This is a genomic window from Klebsiella sp. D5A (assembly GCF_001620885.1).
Lineage (GTDB): Bacteria > Pseudomonadota > Gammaproteobacteria > Enterobacterales > Enterobacteriaceae > Klebsiella > Klebsiella variicola.
This window is the reverse complement of sequence record NZ_LOAR01000003.1, coordinates 167485-191794: the sequence shown is the minus strand read 5'-3', so window position 1 is coordinate 191794 and position 24310 is coordinate 167485. Positions and strand designations below refer to the sequence as shown.

The 24310-nt window shown below is 55.3% G+C and carries 22 protein-coding genes, 7 tRNA genes and 1 pseudogene; 3 read left to right on the top strand and 27 right to left on the bottom strand.

The genetic code is table 11. The features are described from left to right. Nucleotides 1-4 precede the first annotated feature (4 nt). Complete coding sequence (gene nadA / locus AS136_RS04485; protein ID WP_012968682.1) at nucleotides 5-1048, bottom strand: quinolinate synthase NadA; 1044 nt, start codon at nucleotides 1046-1048, stop codon at nucleotides 5-7. Nucleotides 1049-1117: 69 nt separating this feature from the next. Between nadA and AS136_RS28560 the strand changes: the two are divergent. Then, nucleotides 1118-1266, top strand: a pseudogene (locus AS136_RS28560) (hypothetical protein). Between the two features lie 76 nt (nucleotides 1267-1342). Here the strand turns inward: AS136_RS28560 and AS136_RS04480 are convergent. From AS136_RS04480 to sdhC, 26 genes are all read right to left on the bottom strand, one after another. Continuing rightward, nucleotides 1343-1418: transfer RNA gene (locus AS136_RS04480), tRNA-Lys, on the bottom strand. Between the two features lie 33 nt (nucleotides 1419-1451). Then, nucleotides 1452-1527: transfer RNA gene (locus AS136_RS04475), tRNA-Lys, on the bottom strand. Nucleotides 1528-1673: 146 nt separating this feature from the next. Beyond that, nucleotides 1674-1749 (bottom strand) — tRNA-Lys (locus tag AS136_RS04465). A 3-nt stretch (nucleotides 1750-1752) separates the two neighbouring features. Beyond that, a tRNA-Val gene (locus AS136_RS04460) sits at nucleotides 1753-1828 on the bottom strand. 150 nt (nucleotides 1829-1978) lie between these two features. Next, nucleotides 1979-2054: transfer RNA gene (locus AS136_RS04450), tRNA-Lys, on the bottom strand. Nucleotides 2055-2056: 2 nt separating this feature from the next. Then, a tRNA-Val gene (locus AS136_RS04445) sits at nucleotides 2057-2132 on the bottom strand. Nucleotides 2133-2257: 125 nt separating this feature from the next. After that, nucleotides 2258-2333: transfer RNA gene (locus AS136_RS04435), tRNA-Lys, on the bottom strand. Between the two features lie 161 nt (nucleotides 2334-2494). Next, on the bottom strand, nucleotides 2495-3298 hold the full coding sequence (cpoB, locus tag AS136_RS04430; protein WP_023297237.1) for a cell division protein CpoB: 804 nt from the start codon (nucleotides 3296-3298) through the stop codon (nucleotides 2495-2497). Nucleotides 3299-3307: 9 nt separating this feature from the next. Beyond that, nucleotides 3308-3832 carry a peptidoglycan-associated lipoprotein Pal gene (pal, locus tag AS136_RS04425; RefSeq protein ID WP_002895068.1) on the bottom strand — a complete coding sequence of 175 codons (525 nt, stop codon included), beginning with the start codon at nucleotides 3830-3832 and terminating at the stop codon, nucleotides 3308-3310. A 34-nt stretch (nucleotides 3833-3866) separates the two neighbouring features. Further along, a complete protein-coding gene (tolB, locus tag AS136_RS04420) occupies nucleotides 3867-5159 on the bottom strand; it encodes a Tol-Pal system beta propeller repeat protein TolB (RefSeq protein WP_008805693.1) in 1293 nt (430 codons plus the stop codon). Nucleotides 5160-5288: 129 nt separating this feature from the next. Next, nucleotides 5289-6626 (bottom strand): cell envelope integrity protein TolA, encoded by a 1338-nt coding sequence (gene tolA, locus AS136_RS04415; protein ID WP_023322242.1) that lies wholly within the window; start codon nucleotides 6624-6626, stop codon nucleotides 5289-5291. 99 nt (nucleotides 6627-6725) lie between these two features. Then, complete coding sequence (gene tolR / locus AS136_RS04410; RefSeq protein ID WP_002895061.1) at nucleotides 6726-7154, bottom strand: colicin uptake protein TolR; 429 nt, start codon at nucleotides 7152-7154, stop codon at nucleotides 6726-6728. A gap of 3 nt (nucleotides 7155-7157) precedes the next feature. Continuing rightward, entirely contained in the window at nucleotides 7158-7850 is a 693-nt protein-coding gene (gene tolQ / locus AS136_RS04405) for a Tol-Pal system protein TolQ (protein ID WP_004152221.1), read from the bottom strand. Continuing rightward, complete coding sequence (ybgC, locus tag AS136_RS04400) at nucleotides 7847-8251, bottom strand: tol-pal system-associated acyl-CoA thioesterase (protein ID WP_002895056.1); 405 nt, start codon at nucleotides 8249-8251, stop codon at nucleotides 7847-7849. Before ybgC ends, tolQ begins: the two co-directional genes overlap by 4 nt. 149 nt (nucleotides 8252-8400) lie before the next feature. Next, entirely contained in the window at nucleotides 8401-8685 is a 285-nt protein-coding gene (ybgE, locus tag AS136_RS04395; RefSeq protein WP_008805691.1) for a cyd operon protein YbgE, read from the bottom strand. Nucleotides 8686-8815: 130 nt separating this feature from the next. Beyond that, nucleotides 8816-8929, bottom strand: a complete 114-nt coding sequence (gene cydX, locus AS136_RS04390; protein ID WP_004100325.1) for a cytochrome bd-I oxidase subunit CydX — start codon at nucleotides 8927-8929, stop codon at nucleotides 8816-8818. Between the two features lie 15 nt (nucleotides 8930-8944). Beyond that, nucleotides 8945-10084, bottom strand: coding sequence for a cytochrome d ubiquinol oxidase subunit II (cydB, locus tag AS136_RS04385; protein WP_008805690.1), 1140 nt, complete (start codon nucleotides 10082-10084; stop codon nucleotides 8945-8947). Nucleotides 10085-10099: 15 nt separating this feature from the next. Then, a complete protein-coding gene (gene cydA, locus AS136_RS04380) occupies nucleotides 10100-11668 on the bottom strand; it encodes a cytochrome ubiquinol oxidase subunit I (RefSeq protein WP_012542427.1) in 1569 nt (522 codons plus the stop codon). 827 nt (nucleotides 11669-12495) lie between these two features. Then, complete coding sequence (gene sucD, locus AS136_RS04375) at nucleotides 12496-13365, bottom strand: succinate--CoA ligase subunit alpha (RefSeq protein ID WP_004885990.1); 870 nt, start codon at nucleotides 13363-13365, stop codon at nucleotides 12496-12498. Continuing rightward, nucleotides 13365-14531 carry an ADP-forming succinate--CoA ligase subunit beta gene (sucC, locus tag AS136_RS04370; protein ID WP_002895039.1) on the bottom strand — a complete coding sequence of 389 codons (1167 nt, stop codon included), beginning with the start codon at nucleotides 14529-14531 and terminating at the stop codon, nucleotides 13365-13367. Before sucC ends, sucD begins: the two co-directional genes overlap by 1 nt. Before the next feature lie 145 nt (nucleotides 14532-14676). Further along, nucleotides 14677-15903 (bottom strand): 2-oxoglutarate dehydrogenase complex dihydrolipoyllysine-residue succinyltransferase, encoded by a 1227-nt coding sequence (gene odhB / locus AS136_RS04365; protein ID WP_012542428.1) that lies wholly within the window; start codon nucleotides 15901-15903, stop codon nucleotides 14677-14679. Nucleotides 15904-15917: 14 nt separating this feature from the next. Continuing rightward, nucleotides 15918-18725 carry a 2-oxoglutarate dehydrogenase E1 component gene (gene sucA / locus AS136_RS04360; protein ID WP_008805687.1) on the bottom strand — a complete coding sequence of 936 codons (2808 nt, stop codon included), beginning with the start codon at nucleotides 18723-18725 and terminating at the stop codon, nucleotides 15918-15920. A 383-nt stretch (nucleotides 18726-19108) separates the two neighbouring features. Continuing rightward, on the bottom strand, nucleotides 19109-19825 hold the full coding sequence (gene sdhB, locus AS136_RS04355) for a succinate dehydrogenase iron-sulfur subunit SdhB (RefSeq protein WP_008805686.1): 717 nt from the start codon (nucleotides 19823-19825) through the stop codon (nucleotides 19109-19111). Nucleotides 19826-19840: 15 nt separating this feature from the next. After that, nucleotides 19841-21607 (bottom strand): succinate dehydrogenase flavoprotein subunit, encoded by a 1767-nt coding sequence (gene sdhA / locus AS136_RS04350; RefSeq protein ID WP_008805685.1) that lies wholly within the window; start codon nucleotides 21605-21607, stop codon nucleotides 19841-19843. Next, on the bottom strand, nucleotides 21607-21954 hold the full coding sequence (gene sdhD, locus AS136_RS04345) for a succinate dehydrogenase membrane anchor subunit (RefSeq protein ID WP_023322241.1): 348 nt from the start codon (nucleotides 21952-21954) through the stop codon (nucleotides 21607-21609). Before sdhD ends, sdhA begins: the two co-directional genes overlap by 1 nt. Then, a complete protein-coding gene (sdhC, locus tag AS136_RS04340) occupies nucleotides 21948-22352 on the bottom strand; it encodes a succinate dehydrogenase cytochrome b556 subunit (protein WP_004142216.1) in 405 nt (134 codons plus the stop codon). The genes sdhD and sdhC overlap by 7 nt, the downstream gene beginning before the upstream one ends. A gap of 324 nt (nucleotides 22353-22676) precedes the next feature. On the opposite strand from sdhC, the gene AS136_RS29310 reads away from it, so the two are divergent. Both AS136_RS29310 and gltA read left to right on the top strand, forming a co-directional pair. Then, a complete protein-coding gene (locus AS136_RS29310) occupies nucleotides 22677-22808 on the top strand; it encodes a hypothetical protein (protein WP_418268517.1) in 132 nt (43 codons plus the stop codon). A 184-nt stretch (nucleotides 22809-22992) separates the two neighbouring features. Next, complete coding sequence (gene gltA, locus AS136_RS04335) at nucleotides 22993-24276, top strand: citrate synthase (protein WP_008805683.1); 1284 nt, start codon at nucleotides 22993-22995, stop codon at nucleotides 24274-24276. Nucleotides 24277-24310 lie beyond the last annotated feature (34 nt).

Below are 24310 nucleotides of genomic sequence, written 5' to 3'. Positions count from 1 at the left end.
TACGTTATCCCCGTAGTGTAGCCGCAAAATCCAGCATCCGGTTAAGCGGAATCAATGCCCCGGTGCGCAGCGCTTCGTCGACGTGGATTTCGTGTTCAGCGCCGCCCTGTTCGAGTCCCTCGGCAATGGCTTTCAGGCCGTTCATCGCCATCCACGGGCAGTGCGCGCAGCTGCGGCAGGTCGCCCCTTCGCCGGCAGTGGGCGCTTCCAGCAGCGTTTTCTCCGGTACCGCCTGCTGCATTTTATAGAAGATACCGCGATCGGTGGCCACGATCAGCTGGCGCTGGGGCAAGCTTTTCGCCGCCGCAATCAGCTGGCTGGTGGATCCCACGGCATCCGCCATCTCGACGATCGCCTGCGGCGATTCAGGATGGACCAGTACAGCAGCTTCAGGATAGAGGGCCTTCATACGCGTCAGTGCCTGGGTTTTAAACTCATCGTGCACGATGCACGCCCCCTGCCAGCACAGCACGTCTGCGCCGGTCTGACGCTGGACATAGCGGCCAAGGTGGCGGTCCGGCGCCCAGAGGATCTTTTGACCCAGGCTGTCCAGATGATCAATGAGTTCCACGGCGATACTGGAGGTAACCACCCAGTCAGCGCGGGCCTTCACCGCGGCGGACGTATTGGCATAAACCACCACGGTGCGATCGGGATGGGCATCGCAGAAGGCGTTGAATTCCTCAATCGGACAGCCCAGATCCAGCGAACACTCCGCGTTCAGGGTCGGCATCAGAATGGTCTTTTCCGGGCTGAGGATTTTGGCGGTTTCCCCCATAAAACGCACCCCGGCGACCAGCAGCGTGGAGGCCGAATGACGGGCGCCAAAACGCGCCATCTCCAGCGAGTCGGCGATACAGCCGCCGGTTTCTTCCGCCAGTTGTTGAATTTCAGGATCGGTGTAGTAATGCGCCACCATCACGGCGTCGCGCTCGCGCAACAGGCGCTTGATTTTTTCGCGATAAAACTGCTTTTCGTCGACGGTCAGCGGTTGTGGTTTCGCTGGGAAAGGATAAATCGCCGTTTCAGGATCAAACATTACGCTCATCATGCAATCTCGTTTTACTGGCTTAACTCTAAGACCGTCACTATGGCCTGTCTGCGCCTTAACACGGTCATGGTGTTTTATATGCTAAACAAGATAGCGGATTACGAGCAAAAAGTCGTGATGAATTTTGTACATCAGCCCGTATGCCGCGGACGATGCTACACATCTGCCCAAACGACCGGTTCGTACCCTGTGTAGCCACGGTAAGCGCAGCGTGACCGTGGAGTCATGCTGAAGTCGAATTTTGGAGTATGGCGGATAGCAAAAAGGCGCCTTTAGGGCGCCTTTTTACATTGGTGGGTCGTGCAGGATTCGAACCTGCGACCAATTGATTAAAAGTCAACTGCTCTACCAACTGAGCTAACGACCCCTTGCGGGATTTTGCTACTGTAATCATTCAGGATGGTGGGTCGTGCAGGATTCGAACCTGCGACCAATTGATTAAAAGTCAACTGCTCTACCAACTGAGCTAACGACCCGCTCTGGTACTACCTGAATAATTTCACTCGACACCAATATTGAAATTGGTGGGTCGTGCAGGATGACTCGGCTTCGCCTCGCCCTTCGGGCCATTGCTGACGCAACGTTATCCTTCACGTTCAACATTTGAGTTAAATGCTGAAATTGGTGGGTCGTGCAGGATTCGAACCTGCGACCAATTGATTAAAAGTCAACTGCTCTACCAACTGAGCTAACGACCCGAGTGGTGGGTGATGACGGGATCGAACCGCCGACCCCCTCCTTGTAAGGGAGGTGCTCTCCCAGCTGAGCTAATCACCCGAAACTGCGCTGGATACTACCGATACTGCGTCCACCGACCCCATCATTAAGATGGTGGGTCGTGCAGGATGACTCGCTTCGCTCGCCCTTCGGGCCGTTGCGGAAGCAACGTTATCCTCCACGTTTAACACCGACGTTCGATGTTAAAGATGGTGGGTCGTGCAGGATTCGAACCTGCGACCAATTGATTAAAAGTCAACTGCTCTACCAACTGAGCTAACGACCCGGTGGTGGGTGATGACGGGATCGAACCGCCGACCCCCTCCTTGTAAGGGAGGTGCTCTCCCAGCTGAGCTAATCACCCGATACTGCGCTGGATACTGCTAAGTGGTGGGTCGTGCAGGATGACTCGGCTTCGCCTCGCCCTATGGGCCGTTGCTGTCGCAACGTTATCCTTCACGTTTTACTATCGCGTTCCACCAGAACGATTGGTGGGTCGTGCAGGATTCGAACCTGCGACCAATTGATTAAAAGTCAACTGCTCTACCAACTGAGCTAACGACCCACTCTGGCATCGCTTTGGGCTTGTTTGATATCCCTTGGCAACGGCGGCATATATTACTGATTTCAGAATTCAGCGCAACTAAAATTTCGATAAAGATCACTTAACTGCTGGTGATTCAGGCGACAAGACCAGAAATAACGCGATTTCTGGTCATGCCGTAATCAACCAAGAGCATTAAGACGTTTTTGCGCTTGTTTCGCACCGTCGGTGCCGGGGAATTTACTGATCACCTGCTGGTAAACCGCTTTCGCTTTCGCGGTATCACCCTTGTCCTGCATGATCACGCCGACCTTAAACATGGCGTCAGGCGCTTTTGGCGATTTCGGGTAGTTCTTCACCACCGAGGCGAAGTAAAACGCCGCATCGTCTTTTTTCCCCTTATTGTAATTCAACTGTCCGAGCCAATAGTTGGCGTTCGGCTGATAAGTTGAATCCGGGTACTTTTTAACGAAGTTCTGAAACGCCACCATTGCGTCATCCTGGCGTGAAGCATCCTTCACCAGGGCAATGGCCGCATTGTAATCGGTGTTCGCATCGCCGGTCATCGCCGGGGCGCCTGACGAGGCCGCTGGCGCTGCGCTGGTAGCAGCCGCGCTCTGATCGCCGGAAGACGATGGAGCCTGCGTACCTGATGCTGCCGCTGCGCCGCCGCCACCGCTGCTCAGACTATCTATCTGCAGCAGAATCTGCTTCTGGCGCTCAACGATCTGATTCAGCTGATATTGGTTCTCCTGGATCTGGCCACGGAGAGAATCAATGTCAGTCTGGTTATCAGAGAGTTGTTGCTGGAGTTGGGTTAAAAGCTGGCTGTGAGCATTGGAAATACGCTCGAGTTGAGTGACGCGGTCTTCGACCGAGCCTGAGCCGACACTACTGATTGGCGCCTGAGCAAAAGCGGCCCAGGGGGCCGCTATGCCAACCAGTAACGACAGACTCAATAAATGATGTCTGAAGTTACTGCTCATGCAATTCTCTTAGTAAACCAGTACGGCGCGACGGTTTTTGGCATATGCCGCTTCGTCATGACCCAGTACTGCTGGTTTTTCTTTACCGTAAGAAACGATGGAGATCTGATCGGCAGAAACACCTTTGCCCTGCAGATACATCTTAACGGCGTTAGCACGACGCTCACCCAGAGCGATGTTGTATTCCGGCGTACCGCGCTCATCCGCGTGACCTTCTACAGTCACTTTGTAGGACGGGTTGCTGCGCAGGAAGTTCGCATGCGCGTCCAGCATGGCAGCGAAGTCAGAACGGATATCGTACTTGTCCAGATCGAAGTAAACGATGTTGTTCTGTTGCAGCTGCTGCATCTGCAGACGAGCTTGCTCTTCAGAAGACATGTTGCCGCCGTTACCGTTAGCGTCCATACCAGTGCCGGCACCCAGCATGCCTTCACCGCTCTGGTCGTTGCTGGCGTTCTTGTTAGAAGAACATGCCGCGATTGCCATAACCGGCAGAGCGATCATCAGCCCTTTCAGCACTTTGTTCAGTTGCATTTCTTTGATTCCTTTAATAATCAATTATTTATTATCACAGATACGGCGACCAGGCAGGCGATTTTACCTGTCCATCAGTTGCCGGAAGACGCGCTTTGAAACGCCCATCTGTAGAAACCAGATTCAGCACGGATCCCATCCCCTGAGAAGAGCTGTAGATTACCATAGTGCCGTTAGGTGCCAGACTTGGCGTTTCGTCTAAAAACGTTGATGACAGAACCTGTACACCACCCGCTTCCAGATCTTGTTTGGCAATGTGCTGCTGACCGCCGGCCGAGCTGACCATTACCATGGTTTTACCATCTGCGCTCACGTCGGCGTCCTGGTTCTGTGAACCTTCCCAGGTGATACGCTGCGGCGTGCCGCCATTGATGTTGACTTTATACACCTGCGGACGACCGGCCTGGTCAGAGGTGAAGGCCAGGTTCTGGCTGTCCGGGAACCAGCTTGGTTCGGTGTTGTTGCTGCGACCGTTAGTCACCTGACGAATCTGACCGGAGCCCAGATCCATCACGTACAGGTTCAGGCTACCGGTTTTCGACAGCGCGAAGGCCAACTTAGAGCCATCCGGAGAGAACGCCGGCGCGCCGTTGTGCTGCGGGAAGGAGGCGATCTGACGCACAGCGCCGTTCGCCAGGGTCTGAACCACCAGCGCAGAACGACCACTTTCAAAGGTCACGTAAGCCAGTTTAGAACCGTCCGGAGACCAGGCCGGGGACATCAGCGGCTGGGAGGAACGGTGAACAAGGAACTGGTTGTAACCATCGTAGTCGGACACGCGCAGTTCGTAAGGGAACTGGCCGCCGTTTTTCTGCACCACGTAGGCGATACGGGTACGGAAGGCGCCCTTGATGCCGGTCAGCTTCTCAAATACCGCGTCGCTGGCAGCGTGCGCTGCGTAGCGCAGGTACTGTTTAGTGACTTTAAAAGAGCCTTGCGCCAGCGTTGTACCCGGCGCACCGCCGGTATCCACCAGCTGATATGCTACCTGATAAGAACCATCCGGGTTTGACGTGACCTGACCGACGACCACGGCGTCGATACCCAGCGCAGACCAGGCAGCAGGCTGCACTTCCTGGGCACTGGTCGGCTGCTGCGGCAGACGCGAGCGATCCAGCGGGTTGAATTTACCACTGTTGCGCAGGTCAGCTGCCACGATACCGCCAACATCTTCAGGCGCAGCGCCCTGGCCGGCCCACTGGAACGGTACCACGCCGATAGGGCGTGCCGAGTCCACCCCCTGGGTGATCTCGATACGTACTTCTGCGTGCAGCACCGCCGCCCACAGCATTAAAAAACCAAATGCTACTCGTAATGCCTGCTTCATCATATCTCCCTTATCCGGGCGGAAAGCCCACGATAATTTAGCAGAATGTTAACAAACTCAAATATACAAAACTACCAAAACCCTGTGACTACCATAGATTGTTTTTCCCCGTTTGCACGGGGAAAAATATCACTGAGGTTTGAAGTCCAGTGGCGCATTTTTGAAGACTTCATATACTGCCTGGCTAGGTGGTTTCGGGAACTTAGCCTGCCGGGCTGCGGCAAGAGCGGCCTGGCACAGAGCAGGATCACCACCTTCGGACTGTATATTTAACAACAGGCCGTCAGGAGCAAGTTTGATACGCAAGGTACATGTTTTGCCTGCATAGGACGATGCGTCATAAAACTTACTTTCAATCGCCGACTTTATCTGCCCGGCATAGTTATTGATATCAGCCCCCGAGGCACTGTTTTTAGTATTACCACTCCCGGCAGCAGAGGCATTGTTTCCTTTGGCTCCTCCGCCTGTTTTAGGCGCATTCTTACCCGAACTCAGATCGCCAAGCAGGTCGTCAACGCCGTCCGCTTCTTTCGCGGCAGCCGCTTTCTTCGCTGCCGCCGCTTTTGCTGCTGCCGCTTTGGCCGCTTTATCGGCCGCTGCCTTCTCTGCCGCAGCCGCTTTGGCTGCCGCCGCTTTTTCAGCTGCGGCGGCTTTCTCGGCGGCGGCCTTCTCTGCGGCCGCTTTTTGGGCGGCAGCTTTCTCAGCGGCTTTTTCGGCGGCTTTTTCTGCTGCCGCTTTTTCAGCCGCAGCTTGCTTAGCCGCCTCCTGCTGGGCCTTCTTCTCTGCTTCCTGCTGCGCTTTCTTCGCCGCTGCCGCTTCCGCTTTCTTCTGCGCTTCTGCTGCGGCTTTCGCCGCTTCGGCTTCCGCCTGTTTCTTCGCATCGGCTGCCGCTTTCGCGGCGGCGGCATCGGCCTGTTTCTTCGCGTCAGCGGCGGCTTTAGCCGCTGCCAGCTCAGCCGCTTTTGCCTGGGCATCCGCCTTCGCTTTTGCGTCGGCAGCCGCTTTGGCAGCCGCTTCCTGCGCTTCTTTAGCCTGCGCATCCGCTTTGGCTTTCGCCGCCGCGGCAGCCTTGGCAGCCGCTTCCTCAGCCTGCTTCTGCTGTTCCTTCGCTTCTTTCGCCGCTTCCTGCGCCTGCAGCCGTTCCTGTTCGAGCTGTTTCAGCCGTTCCTGTTCCGCTGCCTGTTTCTCACGTAACTCTTCCGCCTGCTGCTGCGCCTGTTTTTCACGCTGCTCAGCGGCGCGACGTGCGCTGGCCTGCTGCTGTTGCTGACGGTTATAGTTATTTACCACCGCCCCCGGATCGACCATGACGGCATCAATGGACGATCCCCCGCCGCCGCCGGCAGAGGCATCCAGATGCTCGTCAAACGAACTCCAGATCAGCAGCGCGATCAGAATGATGTGCAGCGCGACTGAAATGATGATCGCTCGTTTAAGCTTGTCGTTTTGTTCGGTTGCCTTTGACACTATCGGTTCCCAAAAACTGTTCGCCTGTACCCGCGATGCACGCCGACGGCGAGCGATACTCACCATCGGACGCCACGCGGACGCACATACCTGAAGCGATTAAATAGGTTTGGTCATCAAGCCGACCGATTTAACCCCTGCACTATGCAACAGGTTCAGCGCTTTAATAATTTCATCGTAAGGGACGTCTTTCGCACCGCCGATCAGGAATACCGTTTTCTCATTGGCTTCAAGACGACGCTTCGCTTCGGCAATCACCTGCTCCGGCGGCAGCTGGGACAGCGTCTCCTGCCCCACTTTCACGCTGTACTGCCCTACCCCGGAGACTTCCACAATCACCGGCGGATCGTCATTGCTTTTCACCGCTTGCGATTCCGTGGCGTCCGGCAGATCGACTTCCACGCTCTGCGTAATGATGGGCGCCGTTGCCATAAAGATCAGCAGCAGTACCAGCAGGACATCCAGCAGCGGAACGATGTTGATCTCGGACTTCAGTTCGCGACGTCCGCGTCCACGTGCTCTGGCCATGGCTTACCCCTTATTGCTTTCGCTGGTGGTAAAGGCCTGACGGTGCAGAATAGCGGTGAACTCTTCCATAAAGTTGTCGTAGTTCAGTTCAAGCTTGTTCACGCGCTGGTTCAGGCGGTTGTACGCCATGACCGCCGGGATCGCGGCGAACAGACCGATCGCGGTGGCGATCAGCGCTTCGGCGATACCTGGCGCCACCATCTGCAGGGTGGCCTGCTTCACCGCGCCAAGGGCGATAAAGGCATGCATAATCCCCCAGACAGTACCGAACAGACCGATATACGGGCTGATGGAGCCTACGGTGCCGAGGAACGGGATATGGGTTTCCAGCGTTTCCAGCTCGCGGTTCATCGAAATACGCATCGCGCGCGATGCCCCTTCGACAATCGCTTCCGGCGCATGGCTGTTGGCCCGATGCAGGCGCGCAAATTCTTTGAAACCGCTGTAGAAGATTTGTTCCGAACCGGTCAGGTTATCGCGACGCCCCTGGCTCTCCTGGTACAAACGGGACAGCTCGATCCCGGACCAGAATTTGTCCTCGAACGCTTCAGCTTCACGCGCGGCCGAGTTAAGGATACGCGTTCTCTGAATAATGATAGCCCAGGAAGCGATAGAAAAACCAATCAAAATCAACATGATAAGTTTAACCAGAAGGCTCGCCTTCAGGAACAAATCAAGGATATTCATGTCAGTCACTGCTTAAACTCCGCGACAATAGACTTGGGAAGCGCACGTGGCTTCATTAAGAGTGGATCAACGCACACAATGAGAACCTCAGCTTCGTTTAACACTGTATTCTCGGCGTTGACGATTCGCTGCGTGAAAACCAAAGAGGTGCCGCGCATCGAGGTAATTTCCGTCTGGACTTCGAGCATGTCGTCGAGTCTGGCGGGGGCAAAATACTCCAGCGTCATTTTGCGAACCACGAAGGCAACGCGTTCAGCCAACAGCACCTGTTGACTAAAGTGATGGTGGCGCAGCATCTCTGTGCGTGCTCTTTCATAAAAAGCGACGTAACTGGCGTGGTAAACCACACCACCGGCGTCGGTATCTTCGTAGTAGACCCGAACCGGCCATCGAAACAGCGTTGTATTCACTTTACATCCCGGTAATGCAAAAAAAGGTTAGAGCTTTCAAACTTCGCTACTATACGCGCGGGAAAGGTGGTTTGGAATGGGGGAAAGTAAACGGGGCGTAAATTTTTATGGGCTTATGCAAGCCCATACCATTAACAGAGATCTCTTATTCAAAAGAAGAAAAAGAAGAGACCCAAAGCGAGCACGATATCAGCGATAAGCGGACAAAAAATCCCCTGCCAGTGAACGGCACGCGGACGGAAGCCCACGCCGTGAATAACGCCGCTGCAAACCGCCCACATCAGCAAGAAACCATGCCAGATTTCCAGCTCGCTGGTCTTCGCCGCAAAGCGCGACGGATCCCAGAAGATGCAGCCTGCCAGCAGCAGCGCCATCAATAAGGAAAGCGCCCTTAACGGGCGCTTGTCCATTATCGCATACATATACTTTATCATTCACGTCGCCTCTTTGTTGGCTACGTCTGCTTACCCCAGTCACTTACTGGTGTAAGCTCCTGGGGATTCACAGACTTGCCGCCTCGATGCAATCCGAATGATTTCGTATATCGCATCACGATAATACTCATCAGTGTTCTTCTTTACCTGCTTTGGTGGCTTCCACGTGCTCAAGCGCCAGCGCGGTAATCACCCCAAAGGCACAGGCAAGAAGCGTTCCCAAAATCCATGCGAAGTACCACATATATAGCTCCTTACCTTAGTACAGCGAGTGGGTGTTCTTTTCGATGTCTTCGCGCGTAATGCGGCCGAACATCTTCCAGTAACACCAGCTGGTGTAGGCCAGAATGATCGGCACGAAGACAATCGCCACGTAGGTCATCAGGTTCAGCGTCCGCTGACTGGAGGTCGCGTCCCACATCGTCAGGCTGGCGTTCAGCATGGTGCTGGACGGCATGATGAACGGGAACATCGCAATACCGGCGGTCAGAATGATGCAGGCCAGGGTCAGCGAGGAGAACAGGAATGCCCACGCGCCTTTATCCGCTTTAGTCGAGACGACGGTCAGCAGCGGCAGCACCACGCCCAGGGCAGGAACGGCCCACAGCGCTGGCATGTTATTAAAGTTCACCATCCATGCACCGGCCTCACGCACGACTTCTTTAGTCAGCGGGTTAGACGGGCCGCTATGATCCATTACTGATTTCACCACATAGCCGTCGATGCCGTAGTAGACCCACACGCCCGCCAGCGCGAAGCAGACCAGCGTCACCAGCGCCGCCACCGTGGAAACGGTGCGGGTACGCAGGTGCAGTTCGCCTACGGTACGCATCTGCAGGTAGGTGGCACCCTGAGTCAGGATCATCGCCACGCTGACGATACCGGCCAGCAGACCAAACGGGTTCAGCAGCTGGAAGAAGTTTCCGGTATAGAACAGACGCAGGTATTCATCGACGTGGAACGGCACGCCCTGCAACAGGTTGCCGAAGGCCACACCAATCACCAGCGGCGGCACGAAGCTACCGATGAAGATGCCCCAGTCCCACATGTTGCGCCAGCGGGTGTCCTCGATCTTGGAACGGTAGTCAAAACCGACCGGACGGAAGAACAGCGAAGCCAGCACCAGAATCATCGCCACATAGAAGCCAGAGAACGCTGCGGCGTAAACCATCGGCCAGGCCGCGAACAGCGCGCCGCCGGCGGTGATCAGCCACACCTGGTTACCGTCCCAGTGCGGAGCGATGGCGTTGATCATAATCCGACGCTCGGTGTCGTTACGGCCGAGGAAACGGGTGAGCATGCCCACCCCCATGTCGAACCCGTCGGCGACAGCGAAGCCAATCAGCAGAATGCCAATCAGCAGCCACCAGATAAAACGCAATACTTCATAATCGATCATTTGACGACTCCTGTCTTAGCGTGCCGACTGAATAGCCGCAGAGGACTGTTCAAAGTGATAGCGGCCGGTTTTCAGGCTGCTAGGTCCTTTGCGGGCAAACTTGAACATCAGGAACAGTTCAGCCACCAGGAACAGCGTGTACAGACCGCAGATCAGCAACATTGAGAAGATCAGATCGCCTGCGGTCAGCGACGAGTTGGCCACCGCGGTCGGCAGGACCTCACCAATCGCCCACGGCTGACGGCCATACTCGGCAACAAACCAGCCCGACTCCACGGCAATCCACGGCAGCGGCAGGCCAAAGAACGCGGCGCGCAGCAGCCATTTTTTCTCGCCAATGCGGTTACGAATCACGCTCCAGAAGGAGGCGCCGATAATCAACAGCATCAGGATGCCGCACGCCACCATGATACGGAAGGCGAAGTACAGCGGGGCGACGCTTGGAATAGAGTCTTTGGTCGCTTTGGCGATCTGCTCTTCCGTGGCGTCAGCGACGTTCGGGGTATAGCGCTTCAGCAACAGGCCATAGCCGAGGTCTTTCTTCACGCTATTGAACTGGTCACGCACGGCCTGGTCGGTCGAACCGGCGCGCAGCTGCTCCAGTAGCGCGTACGCTTTCATCCCGTTACGGATACGCTCTTCGTGCTGAACCATCAGATCTTTCAGGCCGATAACCGGCTTATCCACCGAGCGGGTGGCGATGATGCCCAGCGCGTAAGGGATCTGGATCGCGAAGTGGTTGGTCTGCGCATTCTGATCGGGAATACCAAACAGAGTAAAGGCAGCCGGCGCCGGCTGGGTTTCCCACTCAGCTTCGATAGCCGCCAGTTTGGTTTTCTGCACGTCACCCATTTCGTAACCGGATTCGTCACCCAGCACAATAACGGAGAGGATCGCCGCCATACCGAAGCTGGCTGCGATGGCAAAGGAGCGCTTAGCAAAGGCAAAGTCGCGGCCTTTCAGCATATACCAGGAGCTGATAGCCAGGATGAACATCGCGCCGGTGACATAGCCAGACGCCACGGTGTGAACGAACTTCACCTGGGCGACCGGGTTGAGCACCAGTTCAGAGAAGCTGACCATCTCCATACGCATGGTTTCGAAGTTGAAGTCCGATGCGATAGGGTTCTGCATCCAGCCGTTGGCGACGAGGATCCACAGCGCGGAGAGGTTGGAGCCCAGCGCAACCAGCCAGGTGACCGCCATGTGCTGAACTTTACCCAGACGATCCCAACCGAAGAAGAACAGACCTACAAAGGTGGATTCGAGGAAGAAGGCCATCAGACCTTCAATGGCCAGCGGCGCACCGAAGATATCGCCCACGTAGTGTGAGTAATACGACCAGTTAGTCCCGAACTGGAACTCCATGGTCAGACCGGTCGCCACACCCAGCGCGAAGTTGATACCAAACAACTTGCCCCAGAATTTGGTCATATCTTTATAAATCTGTTTGCCGGAAAGGACGTAAACCGTTTCCATGATGGCCAGCAGGAACGCCATACCGAGCGTTAGCGGCACAAAAAGGAAGTGGTACATCGCGGTCAAGGCAAACTGTAAGCGCGACAGTTCGACTATATCTAACATCATGACTCCTTGCTCATCGCATGAAGACTCCGAAAATGAACCGAGAAGCTCTGGCTCATACGCATGCCCCAATACAAAAGTTATTTGTTGGCCCGTCCGCAGCGCGTTTCACCTGAAAGTGAAGCCACGCCACGACAAGGTTACAAATACGTTAACGAAAACCCAATTGATTCCCCAATATATTACGCCGCAATAACCTTACAATAAATATGTTTTTATTGTTCCAGTTTTACATTTTTCGACGGTGATCAATATATAGCGAAGATAGCCTGTTTAGGCCAATTTGACTTGCGACAATTTAACGTTTTTTGAAGAATTTTTCCAAGCATTAAGCATTGATATAAATCAATTTTTACTCTACGTGTTAATTATGTAGCTCAATAAAGAATATTGGTGAACTTAATGTTAATGTTGTGTTTAAAGTATGGCTTGCTTGGTTACTGAAAAGAGAGATATGAGAATCATAGGTAATATTATTTAACGCCGCGGGGAAAAATGAAAAAAAATGCGCCGATCCTAATAATGCTAGACTGCTCACAGTATTTTTCCTGTTTTCTTATGCCCTTCTCTTCTGTTTTTTCACTATCTAAAACCCTTGCCTGTCGCGAATTGCGGAAATATTTCCTTCAGCAACCACGCTGCCGGGATTATATTCATGAAATAATTCATAAAATCAATATGATAGATAAGGTTTTTCACGGAGCAGGCATTCCGCCGGTTCAGCGGATGTTCTGGCGAGATGGATAACGCCCATAAAAAAGGCCACCTGACGGTGGCCAACCATGTCGAAATCGGACAGATTTCTGCTTCGGAGAAGCAGAGAGGGTTTACTTGATGATAGCTTTCAGCGCTTCGCCGATATCGGCCAGGCTGCGAACGGTTTTCACACCAGCGGCTTCCAGGGCGGCGAATTTCTCATCAGCAGTACCTTTACCGCCAGCGATGATGGCGCCCGCGTGGCCCATACGCTTGCCTTTCGGCGCGGTCACGCCCGCGATGTAGCCGACAACCGGCTTGGTCACGTGCTCTTTGATGTAGGCTGCCGCTTCTTCTTCCGCGCTGCCGCCGATCTCACCGATCATCACGATCGCTTCGGTCTGCGGATCTTCCTGGAACAGCTTCAGGATATCGATGAAGTTGGAGCCCGGGATCGGGTCGCCGCCGATACCGACGCAGGTAGACTGGCCGAAGCCGTAGTCGGTGGTCTGCTTAACCGCTTCATAGGTCAGGGTACCGGAACGGGAAACGATGCCCACTTTACCCGGCTTGTGAATGTGACCCGGCATGATGCCGATTTTGCATTCGCCCGGGGTGATAACGCCTGGGCAGTTCGGGCCAATCATGCGCACGCCCGCTTCGTCCAGCTTCACTTTCACGGTCAGCATATCCAGCGTCGGGATACCTTCGGTGATGGTGATAATCAGCTTAATGCCCGCGTCGATTGCTTCCAGAATGGAGTCTTTGCAGAACGGCGCCGGAACGTAGATAACGGTCGCGGTCGCGCCGGTCGCTTCAACAGCTTCGCGCACGGTATTAAATACCGGCAGGCCCAGGTGGGTGGTGCCGCCTTTGCCTGGCGTCACGCCGCCAACCATTTGCGTACCGTAAGCGATCGCTTGTTCAGAGTGGAAGGTCCCCTGGCTACCGGTGAAGCCCTGGCAGATAACCTTGGTATCTTTATTAATTAAAACTGACATTATTTCCCCTCCACTGCGGCAACAACCTGCTGTGCTGCGTCCGTCAGACTTTTCGCTGCAATAATATTCAGGCCGCTGTCAGCCAGTTTTTTCGCGCCCAGTTCGGCGTTGTTACCTTCCAGACGAACCACGACCGGAACGTTAACCCCAACTTCCGCTACCGCGCCGATGATGCCGTCAGCGATCAGGTCGCAACGCACGATGCCGCCGAAGATGTTAACCAGCACTGCTTTCACATTGTCATCAGAAAGGATGATTTTGAACGCTTCGGTCACGCGCTCTTTGGTGGCGCCGCCGCCAACGTCGAGGAAGTTAGCCGGTTCGCCGCCGTGCAGCTTAACGATGTCCATGGTGCCCATCGCCAGGCCTGCGCCGTTAACCATGCAGCCGATGTTGCCATCCAGCGCCACGTAGTTCAGTTCCCACTGCGCCGCCTGCGCTTCGCGCGGATCTTCCTGAGACTGGTCGCGCATTTCGCGCAGATCCGGCTGGCGGAACAGCGCGTTGCCGTCAGCGCCCAGTTTGCCGTCGAGGCAGATCAGGTCGCCCTGCTTAGTGATAACCAGCGGGTTGATTTCGATCAGCGCCAGGTCGCGCTCAAGGAAAATGGTCGCCAGACCCATGAAAATCTTGGTGAACTGCTGAACCTGCTTACCTTCCAGACCCAGTTTGAACGCCAGTTCACGCCCCTGATAAGGCATCGGGCCCGCCAGCGGATCGATGGCGATCTTGTGGATCAGGTGCGGGGTTTCTTCCGCGACTTTTTCGATTTCCACGCCGCCTTCAGTCGACGCCATGAACACCACGCGACGGGAGCTACGATCAACGACCGCGCCCAGATACAGCTCTTTATCAATATCGGTCGCCGCTTCAACCAGAATCTGGTTTACCGGCTGGCCGTTGGCATCGGTTTGGTAAGTCACCAGGCGTTTGCCCAGCCAATGCTCAGCAAAAGCGCGGATCTCTTCTTTGCTCTTAACTACTTTCACACCGCCCGCTTTACCGCGGCCACCAGCGTGAACCTGACATTTCACTACCCACGGACCCGCGCCGATTTTTGAAGCGGCTTCTTCTGCTTCACGCGGAGTAGTACAGGCATAACCCACCGGCGCCGGTAAGCCATAGCGGGCAAAAAGTTGTTTTGCCTGATATTCATGTAAGTTCATGTGTTCAGTCCATCCTTCAGGGTGTAATTATCTTTAAACCTGTAGGCCTGATAAGACGCGCTAGCGTCGCCATCAGGCATCTCATCAACGCCGGATGGCGGCAAAAATGCCTTATCCGGCCTACGGTAAGTCATACTCTTACTGACTACACGTCCAGCAGCAGACGAGTCGGATCTTCCAGCAGCTCTTTAATCGCCACCAGGAAGCCAACCGATTCACGCCCATCGATCAGACGGTGGTCATAGGAGAGCGCCAGGTACATCATCGGCAGGATCTCTACCTTGCCATTCACCGCCATCGGACGGTCTTTAATGGCATGCATACCCAGGATGGCGCTCTGCGGTGGGTTGATGATCGGCGTGGACATCAGGGAACCGAAGACGCCGCCGTTGGTAATGGTGAAGTTACCGCCGGTCAGGTCATCTACGGTCAGCTTGCCGTCACGGCCTTTCACCGCCAGCTCTTTGATATTCTTTTCGATGTCCGCCATGCCCAGCAGGTCAACGTCACGCAGAACCGGGGTTACCAGGCCGCGCGGAGTGGACACTGCCATGCTGACGTCAAAGTAGTTGTGGTAAACCACGTCGTCGCCATCGATGGAAGCGTTCACTTCCGGATAGCGTTTCAGCGCTTCAACCACCGCTTTCACGTAGAAGGACATGAAGCCCAGACGGATACCGTGACGTTTTTCGAAGGCATCGCCGTACTGCTTACGCAGATCCATAATCGGCTTCATGTTGACTTCGTTAAAGGTCGTCAGCATGGCGGTGGAATTTTTCGCTTCCAGCAGACGCTCGGCCACGCGTTTACGCAGACGGGTCATCGGGACGCGTTTTTCTGAACGGTGACCCAGCTGCGGCGCTGGTGTCGCTGCCGCGGTAGCCGCTGGCGCTTTGGCTTCAGCCGCCGCCGGGGCTTTCGCCAGATGTTTCTCGACGTCTTCACGAGTCAGACGGCCACCCACGCCGGTACCTTTGATGGCAGCGGCGTCGAGGTTGTGCTCCGCCAGCAGACGACGGATCGCCGGGCTGAGCGCATCGTTGTTCTGCTCTTCCAGAGAAGCCTGCTGGCGCTGCGCCGGGGTGGACGCTTTCGCATCCGCTTTTTCGCTGGTTTCTTTACCTGCGCTGTTGCCCTCACGCAGGCGGCCAAGGATCTGGCGAGACAGGACGGTAGCGCCCTCGTCTTCCAGCACTGCATCCAGAATGCCGTCCGCTGATGCCGGTACTTCCAGTACCACTTTGTCAGTTTCGATTTCGACCAGAACTTCGTCACGGACGACCGCGTCGCCCGGTTTTTTATGCCAGGTGGCGACGGTTGCGTCAGCTACGGACTCAGGCAGGTCGGGAACCAGAATATCTACGCTACTCATTGTGTATCCTTTAATTAATCGACGTTCAGCGCGTCATTGACCAGATCTTGTTGCTGTTTCTGGTGAACGGACATGTACCCTACCGCCGGAGAGGCGGAGGCCGGGCGGCCTGCATAACGCAGAGAGGCCCCAAATGGAACTACTTCACGAAGGTGGTGCTGGCTGCAGTACCATGCGCCCTGGTTGAGCGGCTCTTCCTGGCACCAGACAAAATCATGTACGTGCGAGTAAGCTTTCAGCGCTTCCTGCACCGCCTGATGCGGGAACGGGTAGAGCTGTTCGATACGCACAATGGCGACATCTTTTTGCTCGTTTTTGCGGCGCTGTTCCAGCAGGTCGTAGTAAACCTTACCAGAGCACAGTACGACGCGCTTCACGGCTTGCGGATCGAGTTCGTCGATTTCGCCGATGGCCGGCATAAAGGTGCCGTTCGCCAGTTCGTCCATGCTGGAGACCGCCAGCGGGTGGCGCAGCAGAGACTTCGGCGACATCACCACCAGCGGACGGCGCATACCGCGCAGCGCCTGACGACGCAGCATATGGTAAACCTGTGCCGGGGTGGACGGTACGCAAACCTGCATGTTCTGCTCAGCGCACAGTTGCAGATAGCGTTCCAGACGCGCGGAGGAGTGCTCCGGGCCCTGCCCTTCGTAGCCGTGCGGCAGCAACATCACCAGACCGCACATCCGGCCCCATTTCTGTTCGCCAGAGGAGATGAACTGATCAATCACCACCTGCGCGCCGTTGGCGAAGTCGCCGAACTGCGCTTCCCAGATGGTCAGCGTACGCGGCTCTGCGGTGGCGTAACCGTATTCGAACGCCAGCACGGCTTCTTCAGACAGCACCGAGTCCCAGACGCGGAACTGGCCCTGGCCGTTGTGCACATGCTGCAGCGGGGTATAGGTAGAACCGTTGCTCTGGTTATGGATAACCGCGTGACGGTGGAAGAAGGTGCCGCGACCGGAGTCTTCACCGGACAGGCGCACCGGAATGCCTTCGTCAACCAGGGTGGCATAAGCCAGGTTTTCAGCGCCGCCCCAATCGAACAGCTTCTCGCCGGCGGCCATCAGTTGGCGATCGCCGTAGATTTTCGCTACACGGGACTGCATTTCGATACCTTCCGGCACCGTACTGATGCGTTTAGCCAGCTCTTGCAGACGTTTCGGATCCACTTTATCCGGATAGCTCTCGTCCCACTCGTGGTTGAGGTAGGGAGACCAGGTAAAGGAGTGCATATTCATCGGACGCCACTCCTCTACCACGCATTCGCCGGCATCCAGCGCATCGCGGTAAAGGTTAACCTGCTCAGTCGCGTCTTCCAGCGTCGCAACTTTCTCCTGCTCCAGCTTGTCAGCATAGATTTTGCGCGGGGTCGGATGCTTTTTGATTTTCTGGTACATCAGCGGCTGGGTTGCGCTCGGCTCGTCGGCTTCGTTATGGCCGTGACGGCGGTAGCACACCAGGTCGATAAAGACATCGCGTTTGAAGGTATTACGGAAATCCAGCGCCAGACGGGTAACGAAAGCAACGGCTTCCGGGTCATCCGCGTTAACGTGGAAAATCGGCGCCTGAACCATCTTACCGATATCGGTACAGTATGGCGTAGAACGCGCATCCAGCGGGTTGGAGGTGGTAAAGCCAACCTGGTTGTTGATAACGATACGCACGGTACCGCCGACTTCGTAACCGCGGGCTTTCGACATGTTCAGGGTTTCCTGAACCACGCCCTGGCCGGTAACGGCGGCGTCGCCGTGGATGGTAATAGGCAGAACTTTGTTGCTGCTTGGCTCGTCCAGACGATCCAGACGGGCGCGTACGGAACCGATAACCACCGGGCTAACGATCTCCAGGTGCGACGGGTTAAACGCCAGCGCCAGGTGGACCAGACCGCCTTCGGTTTCCATATCGGAAGAGAAGCCCATGTGGTACTTCACGTCGCCGGTGCCGAGGTGTTCTTTATGTTTGCCCGCGAACTCGTCGAACAGGTCCTGCGGTTTTTTACCCAGCACGTTGACCAGCACGTTCAGACGGCCACGGTGCGCCATGCCCAGCACCACTTCGCGGGTGCCGCTTTTGCCTGCATGGCGGATCATCTCTTTGAGCATCGGGATCAGGGCATCACCCCCTTCCAGCGAGAAGCGTTTCGCCCCCGGGAATTTGGCGCCGAGGTAGCGTTCCAGCCCTTCTGCAGCGGTCAGTTCACTGAGGAAGCGCTTTTTCTCTGCCGCGGTGAAGCTCGCTTTACCGGCTACCGATTCAATACGCTGCTGGATCCAGCGTTTTTCCTCAGTAGAGGTGATATGCATGTATTCCGCGCCGATGGAGCCGCAGTAGGTTTGCTTGAGGGCGGCAATCAGGTCGCCCAGCTTCATCGTGTCTTTACCGATGGCGAATGAACCTACGTTATAGCTATCCTGGAAATCGGCCTCGGTCAGATCGTGGTAGGCCGGATCAAGATCCGCCACTCTCTCTTGCTTCCACAGTCCCAGCGGATCGAGATTCGCATGCTGGTGGCCACGGAAACGGTATGCGTTGATGAGCTGCAGGACTTTAACCTGCTTCACATTGGTGTCAGGGTCGGAAATCGAAGAAGTGTAACGTGAGGCATCCTTCGCCAGTCGACGGAAATAATCACGTGTTTTGGAATGGAATTGATCCGGTTTAACTCCGGTGCCAGGTAACTGCTGGAACATCGAACGCCAGTTGGCGTCAACAGAGTCAGGATCGGTTAAGAAGTCTTCATAGAGCTGTTCTATCCAGCTCTGGTTCGAACCAGAGAGGAAAGAAGAGTCCAGCCAGGCTTTCATTGCGCCGTTCTGCATCGTGATCCCTTAAGCACTTTTATGCTTATTTCGCCGTAGAAACTACCACGCACACCGAGTGCACGTGCCGGGGTTCACTTGTTGCGGACGAGTTGTGGTTTCTATCCGCTAAGGAACCTTTAAAAACTGCCATTAATCTTCAGCGTTCAGGCTGCGGTTGCGTTGGCTGCCTTCGCTTACCCCGGTCACATAGTTCACTATGCTCCCGGGGATGCGCTCAGTTGCCGCCTTACCTCGCACTGAACGCCTCGATTACTGGTACATCTTGTGGCGGTTTTTAAAGATTTCCTGCTATCTGTCCCCCGGCAGCGCTAACGCTTGCCGGGGCTACTGCTTTGGTAGCCCGGATAAGCGCAAGCGCCATCCGGGACAGACCGTGTTGCTTACGCGCTGCGCTGCAGCAGCATCGACTTAATATGGCCGATGGCGCGCGTCGGGTTAAGCCCTTTAGGACACACACTGACGCAGTTCATAATGCTGTGACAGCGGAATACGCTGAAAGCATCGCTCAGGCCTTCCAGGCGCTCGCTGGTTTCGGTATCGCGACTGTCGATCAGGAAGCGATACGCAGCCAGCAGGCCAGCCGGGCCGATGAACTTGTCCGGGTTCCACCAGAACGACGGGCACGAGGTTGAACAACATGCGCACAGAATACACTCGTACAGACCATCGAGTTTCTCACGCTGCTCAGGCATCTGCAGATGCTCGCGAGCCGGAGGATTTTGCCCATTATTCAACAAGTAAGGCTTAATCTTCTCATATTGTGCATAGAATTGCCCCATGTCCACCACCAAATCACGGATAACCGGTAATCCTGGCAGCGGACGGATAACAATCTTCTTGCCCGGCTGATTCAGCGCGGAGATTGGCGTGATGCACGCCAGACCGTTTTTCCCGTTCATGTTCAGACCATCGGAACCGCAAACCCCTTCACGGCAGGAGCGGCGGAACGACAGCGACGGATCTTTTTCTTTCAGCTGGATCAGCGCATCCAGCAGCATCATGTCACGACCTTCTTCCGCTTCGAGGGTGTAATCCTGCATATGCGGAGCGTCGTCAACATCCGGGTTATAGCGATAAATTGAAAACTCGAGTTTCATTTTCCTGTCTCCGCATTAGTAAGTACGAATCTTCGGCGGGAATGCCGGACGCAGTTTCGGTTCCATGTTGACGCTACGACGCGTCATGGATTCCGACTCTGGCAGATACAGGGAATGGCACAGCCAGTTTTCATCATCACGATCCGGGAAGTCGAAGCGGCTATGGGCGCCACGGCTTTCAGTACGGAAGTTAGCGGACACGGCGGTCGCAAACGCGGTCTCCATCAGGTTGTCCAACTCCAGGCACTCGACGCGCTGGGTGTTGAACTCGCTGGAAGTATCGTCGAGACGCGCGTTTTTCAGGCGCTCGCGGATCACTTTCAGTTGCTCCAGACCTTTGTGCATCGCATCGCCTTCGCGGAACACCGAGAAGTTGTGCTGCATACATTCCTGCAGTGCTTTGCGGATTTCCACCGGGTCTTCGCCGGAGCGGGTATTGTTCCAGCGATTGAGGCGGTCCAGCGAGCCTTCGACATCCGATTCGCTGGCGTCGCGCAGCGTGCCCTGCTCGGCGATGGACTCCTGCAGATGCAGGCCCGCCGCGCGGCCGAAGACCACCAGGTCGAGCAGCGAGTTGCCGCCCAGACGGTTGGCGCCGTGGACCGATACGCAGGCAATTTCGCCTACCGCGAACAGGCCCGGGATCACCACGTCTTCGCCCTTCTCATTCACGGTCAGCGCCTGACCGGTGACTTTGGTCGGGATACCGCCCATCATGTAGTGGCAGGTTGGGATAACCGGGATTGGCTCTTTCACCGGATCGACGTGAGCAAAGGTACGGGACAGCTCAAGGATACCTGGCAGACGAGATTCCAGAACCTCTTTACCCAGGTGATCCAGTTTCAGTTTCGCATGCGGGCCCCACGGACCATCGCAGCCGCGGCCTTCGCGAATTTCGATCATGATGGAACGCGCCACCACGTCACGACCCGCCAGGTCTTTGGCGTTCGGGGCATAACGCTCCATAAAGCGCTCGCCGTGTTTGTTCAGCAGGTAACCGCCTTCGCCGCGGCAACCTTCGGTGACCAGCACCCCTGCCCCGGCGATGCCGGTCGGGTGGAACTGCCACATTTCCATATCCTGCACCGGAACGCCGGCGCGGATGGCCATCCCGACGCCGTCACCGGTGTTGATGTGGGCGTTGGTGGTGGACTGATAAATACGGCCTGCGCCGCCGGTCGCCAGCACGGTGGCGCGGGCTTTAAAGTAGACCACTTCGCCGGTCTCGATGCACAGGGCGGTACAACCGACCACCGCGCCGTCCTGGTTTTTCACCAGATCGAGGGCATACCATTCGGAGAAGATAGTGGTGTGGTTTTTCAGGTTCTGTTGATACAGGGTGTGCAACAGCGCGTGGCCGGTACGGTCAGCCGCCGCCGCGGTGCGTGCCGCTTGCTCGCCGCCGAAGTTTTTCGACTGGCCGCCGAACGGGCGCTGATAAATACGGCCGTCGTCAAGACGGGAGAACGGCAGGCCCATGTGCTCCAGCTCAAGAATCGCTTCCGGGCCGGTCTTACACATATATTCGATGGCGTCCTGGTCGCCAATATAGTCCGACCCTTTTACGGTGTCGTACATATGCCATTCCCAGTTATCTTCATGGGAGTTACCGAGCGCGACGGTGATACCACCCTGCGCGGATACGGTATGGGAACGGGTAGGGAACACTTTGGAGAGCAGTGCACAGGTCTGTCCGCTCTGGGAAATTTGCAGCGCCGCGCGCATACCTGCGCCGCCGGCACCGATAACAACAGCATCAAACTCTCTGACTGGCAATTTCATTACACACCCCACACCACAACAAATCCATAAAGAACGTAAGCCACCAGCGCCACAACGATAGCCAGTTGCAGAACCAGGCGCAGAGCCAGTGGTTTAACGTAGTCCGTTAACACCTGCCACATCCCGATCCAGGCATGGATGAGAATGGAGACGAGAGCCAGCAGAGTGAAGACTTTAGTGAAGCCGGAGGCAAAGAATCCGGACCACACTTCCCATGAGATTTCACCGGTGGTGGCGAAGAAGCCAACCATGTAGATGATGTAGAGGGTCAGAACGATGGCGGTAGCACGGACCAGAATAAAGTCATGTACGCCGTTGCGTCCCAGTGCTGAGGCGTTGCTTACCATACGAGGACTCCTGCGAGAAGTGAAAGCACGACAGTAATAACAAAAGAGATTTTGGCGGAACGTTTCCCTGCTTCGAGGGTTTCGTCCAGGTAGCCAAAGTCCATCATCAGATGGCGGATACCGACAACGACATGATAGGCCAGTGCGGTGAGAATGCCCCACATGATGAACTTCACAAAGAAGCTATCCATGATCGAGGCCGCCGTCAGAAAACCTTCAGGGGAGGAAAGGCTGGTGCCCAGCAACCAAAGCAGAATTCCGACCGCCACGAAGGTGATGACACCGGAAACGCGATGGAGAATGGACGCTATCGCCGTGATTGGGAACCGTATCGTTTGTAGATCCAGATTGACAGGTCTTTGTTTTTTCACATTTCTTACCATGAATAACGCCCACATGCTGTTCTTATTGTTTCCTTCCTCCGGTCTGCTTGCGGGTCAGACAGCGTCCTTTCTATAACCAGAAGTCATGTTAAAACGTCTTTTCAGGCATTAAAACATCACTAAACAACGCTGGGTGGCTCGGGATTGCAGGGTGTTCCGGAGACCTGGCCGCAGTATAGGCCGTTCACAAAATCATTACAATTAACCTACATATAGTTTGTTGGGTTTTCTCCGGAACAGTGATCAAGGTCACGATAACAACATTTTTTTAATTTTTAATCACCTGATTTGACAAATATTAAACATTCTTGTTACAACCATTACCAGTTAAATGCAATAATGCTCAAAAGTTATGGGGTCACTCTTTCACCTGAGAATAAGTTATGTAACAGTGTGTCAGTATTGACCGATGTAATCAGGACAGTTATTAGTGGTATACAGGTTTTAATATTCGGACTGCTAAAACGCTGATTTGCTGTTGTTTCACCGCAGCCCTGAAGGACGTACCATCAAGCGCCGTTGCTCTGTACCCTGCCCTTTTCGCTGACGCAGAGCTGTGTGCAACATAACAAACTGGTAACGTATGCAGGCGCGGGCCGAAAGCAAATCCACCACCCGGCAGTCTTAAGCAATAAAGGCGCTAAGGAGACCATAAATGTCTGATGCTAAAGCAAAAATCACCCTGGGTGGTGACACTGCTATTGAACTGGATGTGCTAAAAGGCACGCTCGGTCAGGATGTTATTGATATTCGTAGTCTTGGTTCAAAAGGCGTATTTACTTTTGACCCAGGTTTCACATCCACTGCTTCTTGTGAATCTAAAATTACGTTTATCGATGGTGACGAGGGGATCCTGCTGCACCGCGGCTTCCCGATCGACCAGTTAGCGACCGAATCTAACTATCTCGAAGTATGTTATATTCTGCTGTACGGTGAAAAACCGACTCAGGCCGAATATGACGAATTCAAAACCACCGTCACCCGCCACACCATGATTCATGAGCAGATCACGCGTCTGTTCCATGCATTCCGTCGCGATTCCCACCCGATGGCCGTGATGTGCGGGATCACCGGCGCCCTGGCGGCGTTCTATCATGACTCCCTCGACGTGAATAACCCACGTCACCGCGAGATTGCTGCCTACCGTCTGCTGTCCAAAATGCCAACCATGGCAGCCATGTGTTACAAGTATTCTATCGGCCAGCCGTTTGTTTATCCGCGCAACGACCTCTCCTACGCCGGCAACTTCCTGCGCATGATGTTCGCGACACCGTGCGAAGAGTATGAAGTCAATCCGGTGCTTGAACGCGCGATGGATCGTATTCTGATCCTGCACGCCGATCACGAGCAGAACGCGTCGACCTCGACGGTACGTACCGCCGGCTCCTCCGGCGCTAACCCGTTCGCCTGTATCGCTGCTGGCATCGCCTCCCTGTGGGGACCGGCGCACGGCGGCGCCAACGAAGCGGCGCTGAAGATGCTGGAAGAGATCAGCTCCGTTGAGCACATTCCGGAATTTGTTCGTCGTGCGAAAGACAAGAATGACTCTTTCCGCCTGATGGGCTTCGGCCATCGTGTTTACAAAAACTACGACCCGCGCGCCACCGTGATGCGTGAAACCTGCCATGAAGTGCTGAAAGAGCTGGGCACCAAAGACGATCTGCTGCAGGTAGCCATGGAGCTGGAGCATATCGCGCTGAACGACCCGTACTTCATCGAGAAGAAACTCTACCCGAACGTCGACTTCTACTCCGGTATCATCCTGAAAGCGATGGGTATTCCGTCCTCCATGTTTACCGTTATCTTCGCCATGGCGCGTACCGTGGGCTGGATTGCGCACTGGAACGAAATGCACAGCGATGGCATGAAGATCGCCCGTCCGCGTCAGCTGTACACTGGCTACACCAAACGCGATTACCAGTCCGACATTAAGCGCTAATCTTGCCGTCCGGATGAAAAAAAACGCGCCACCT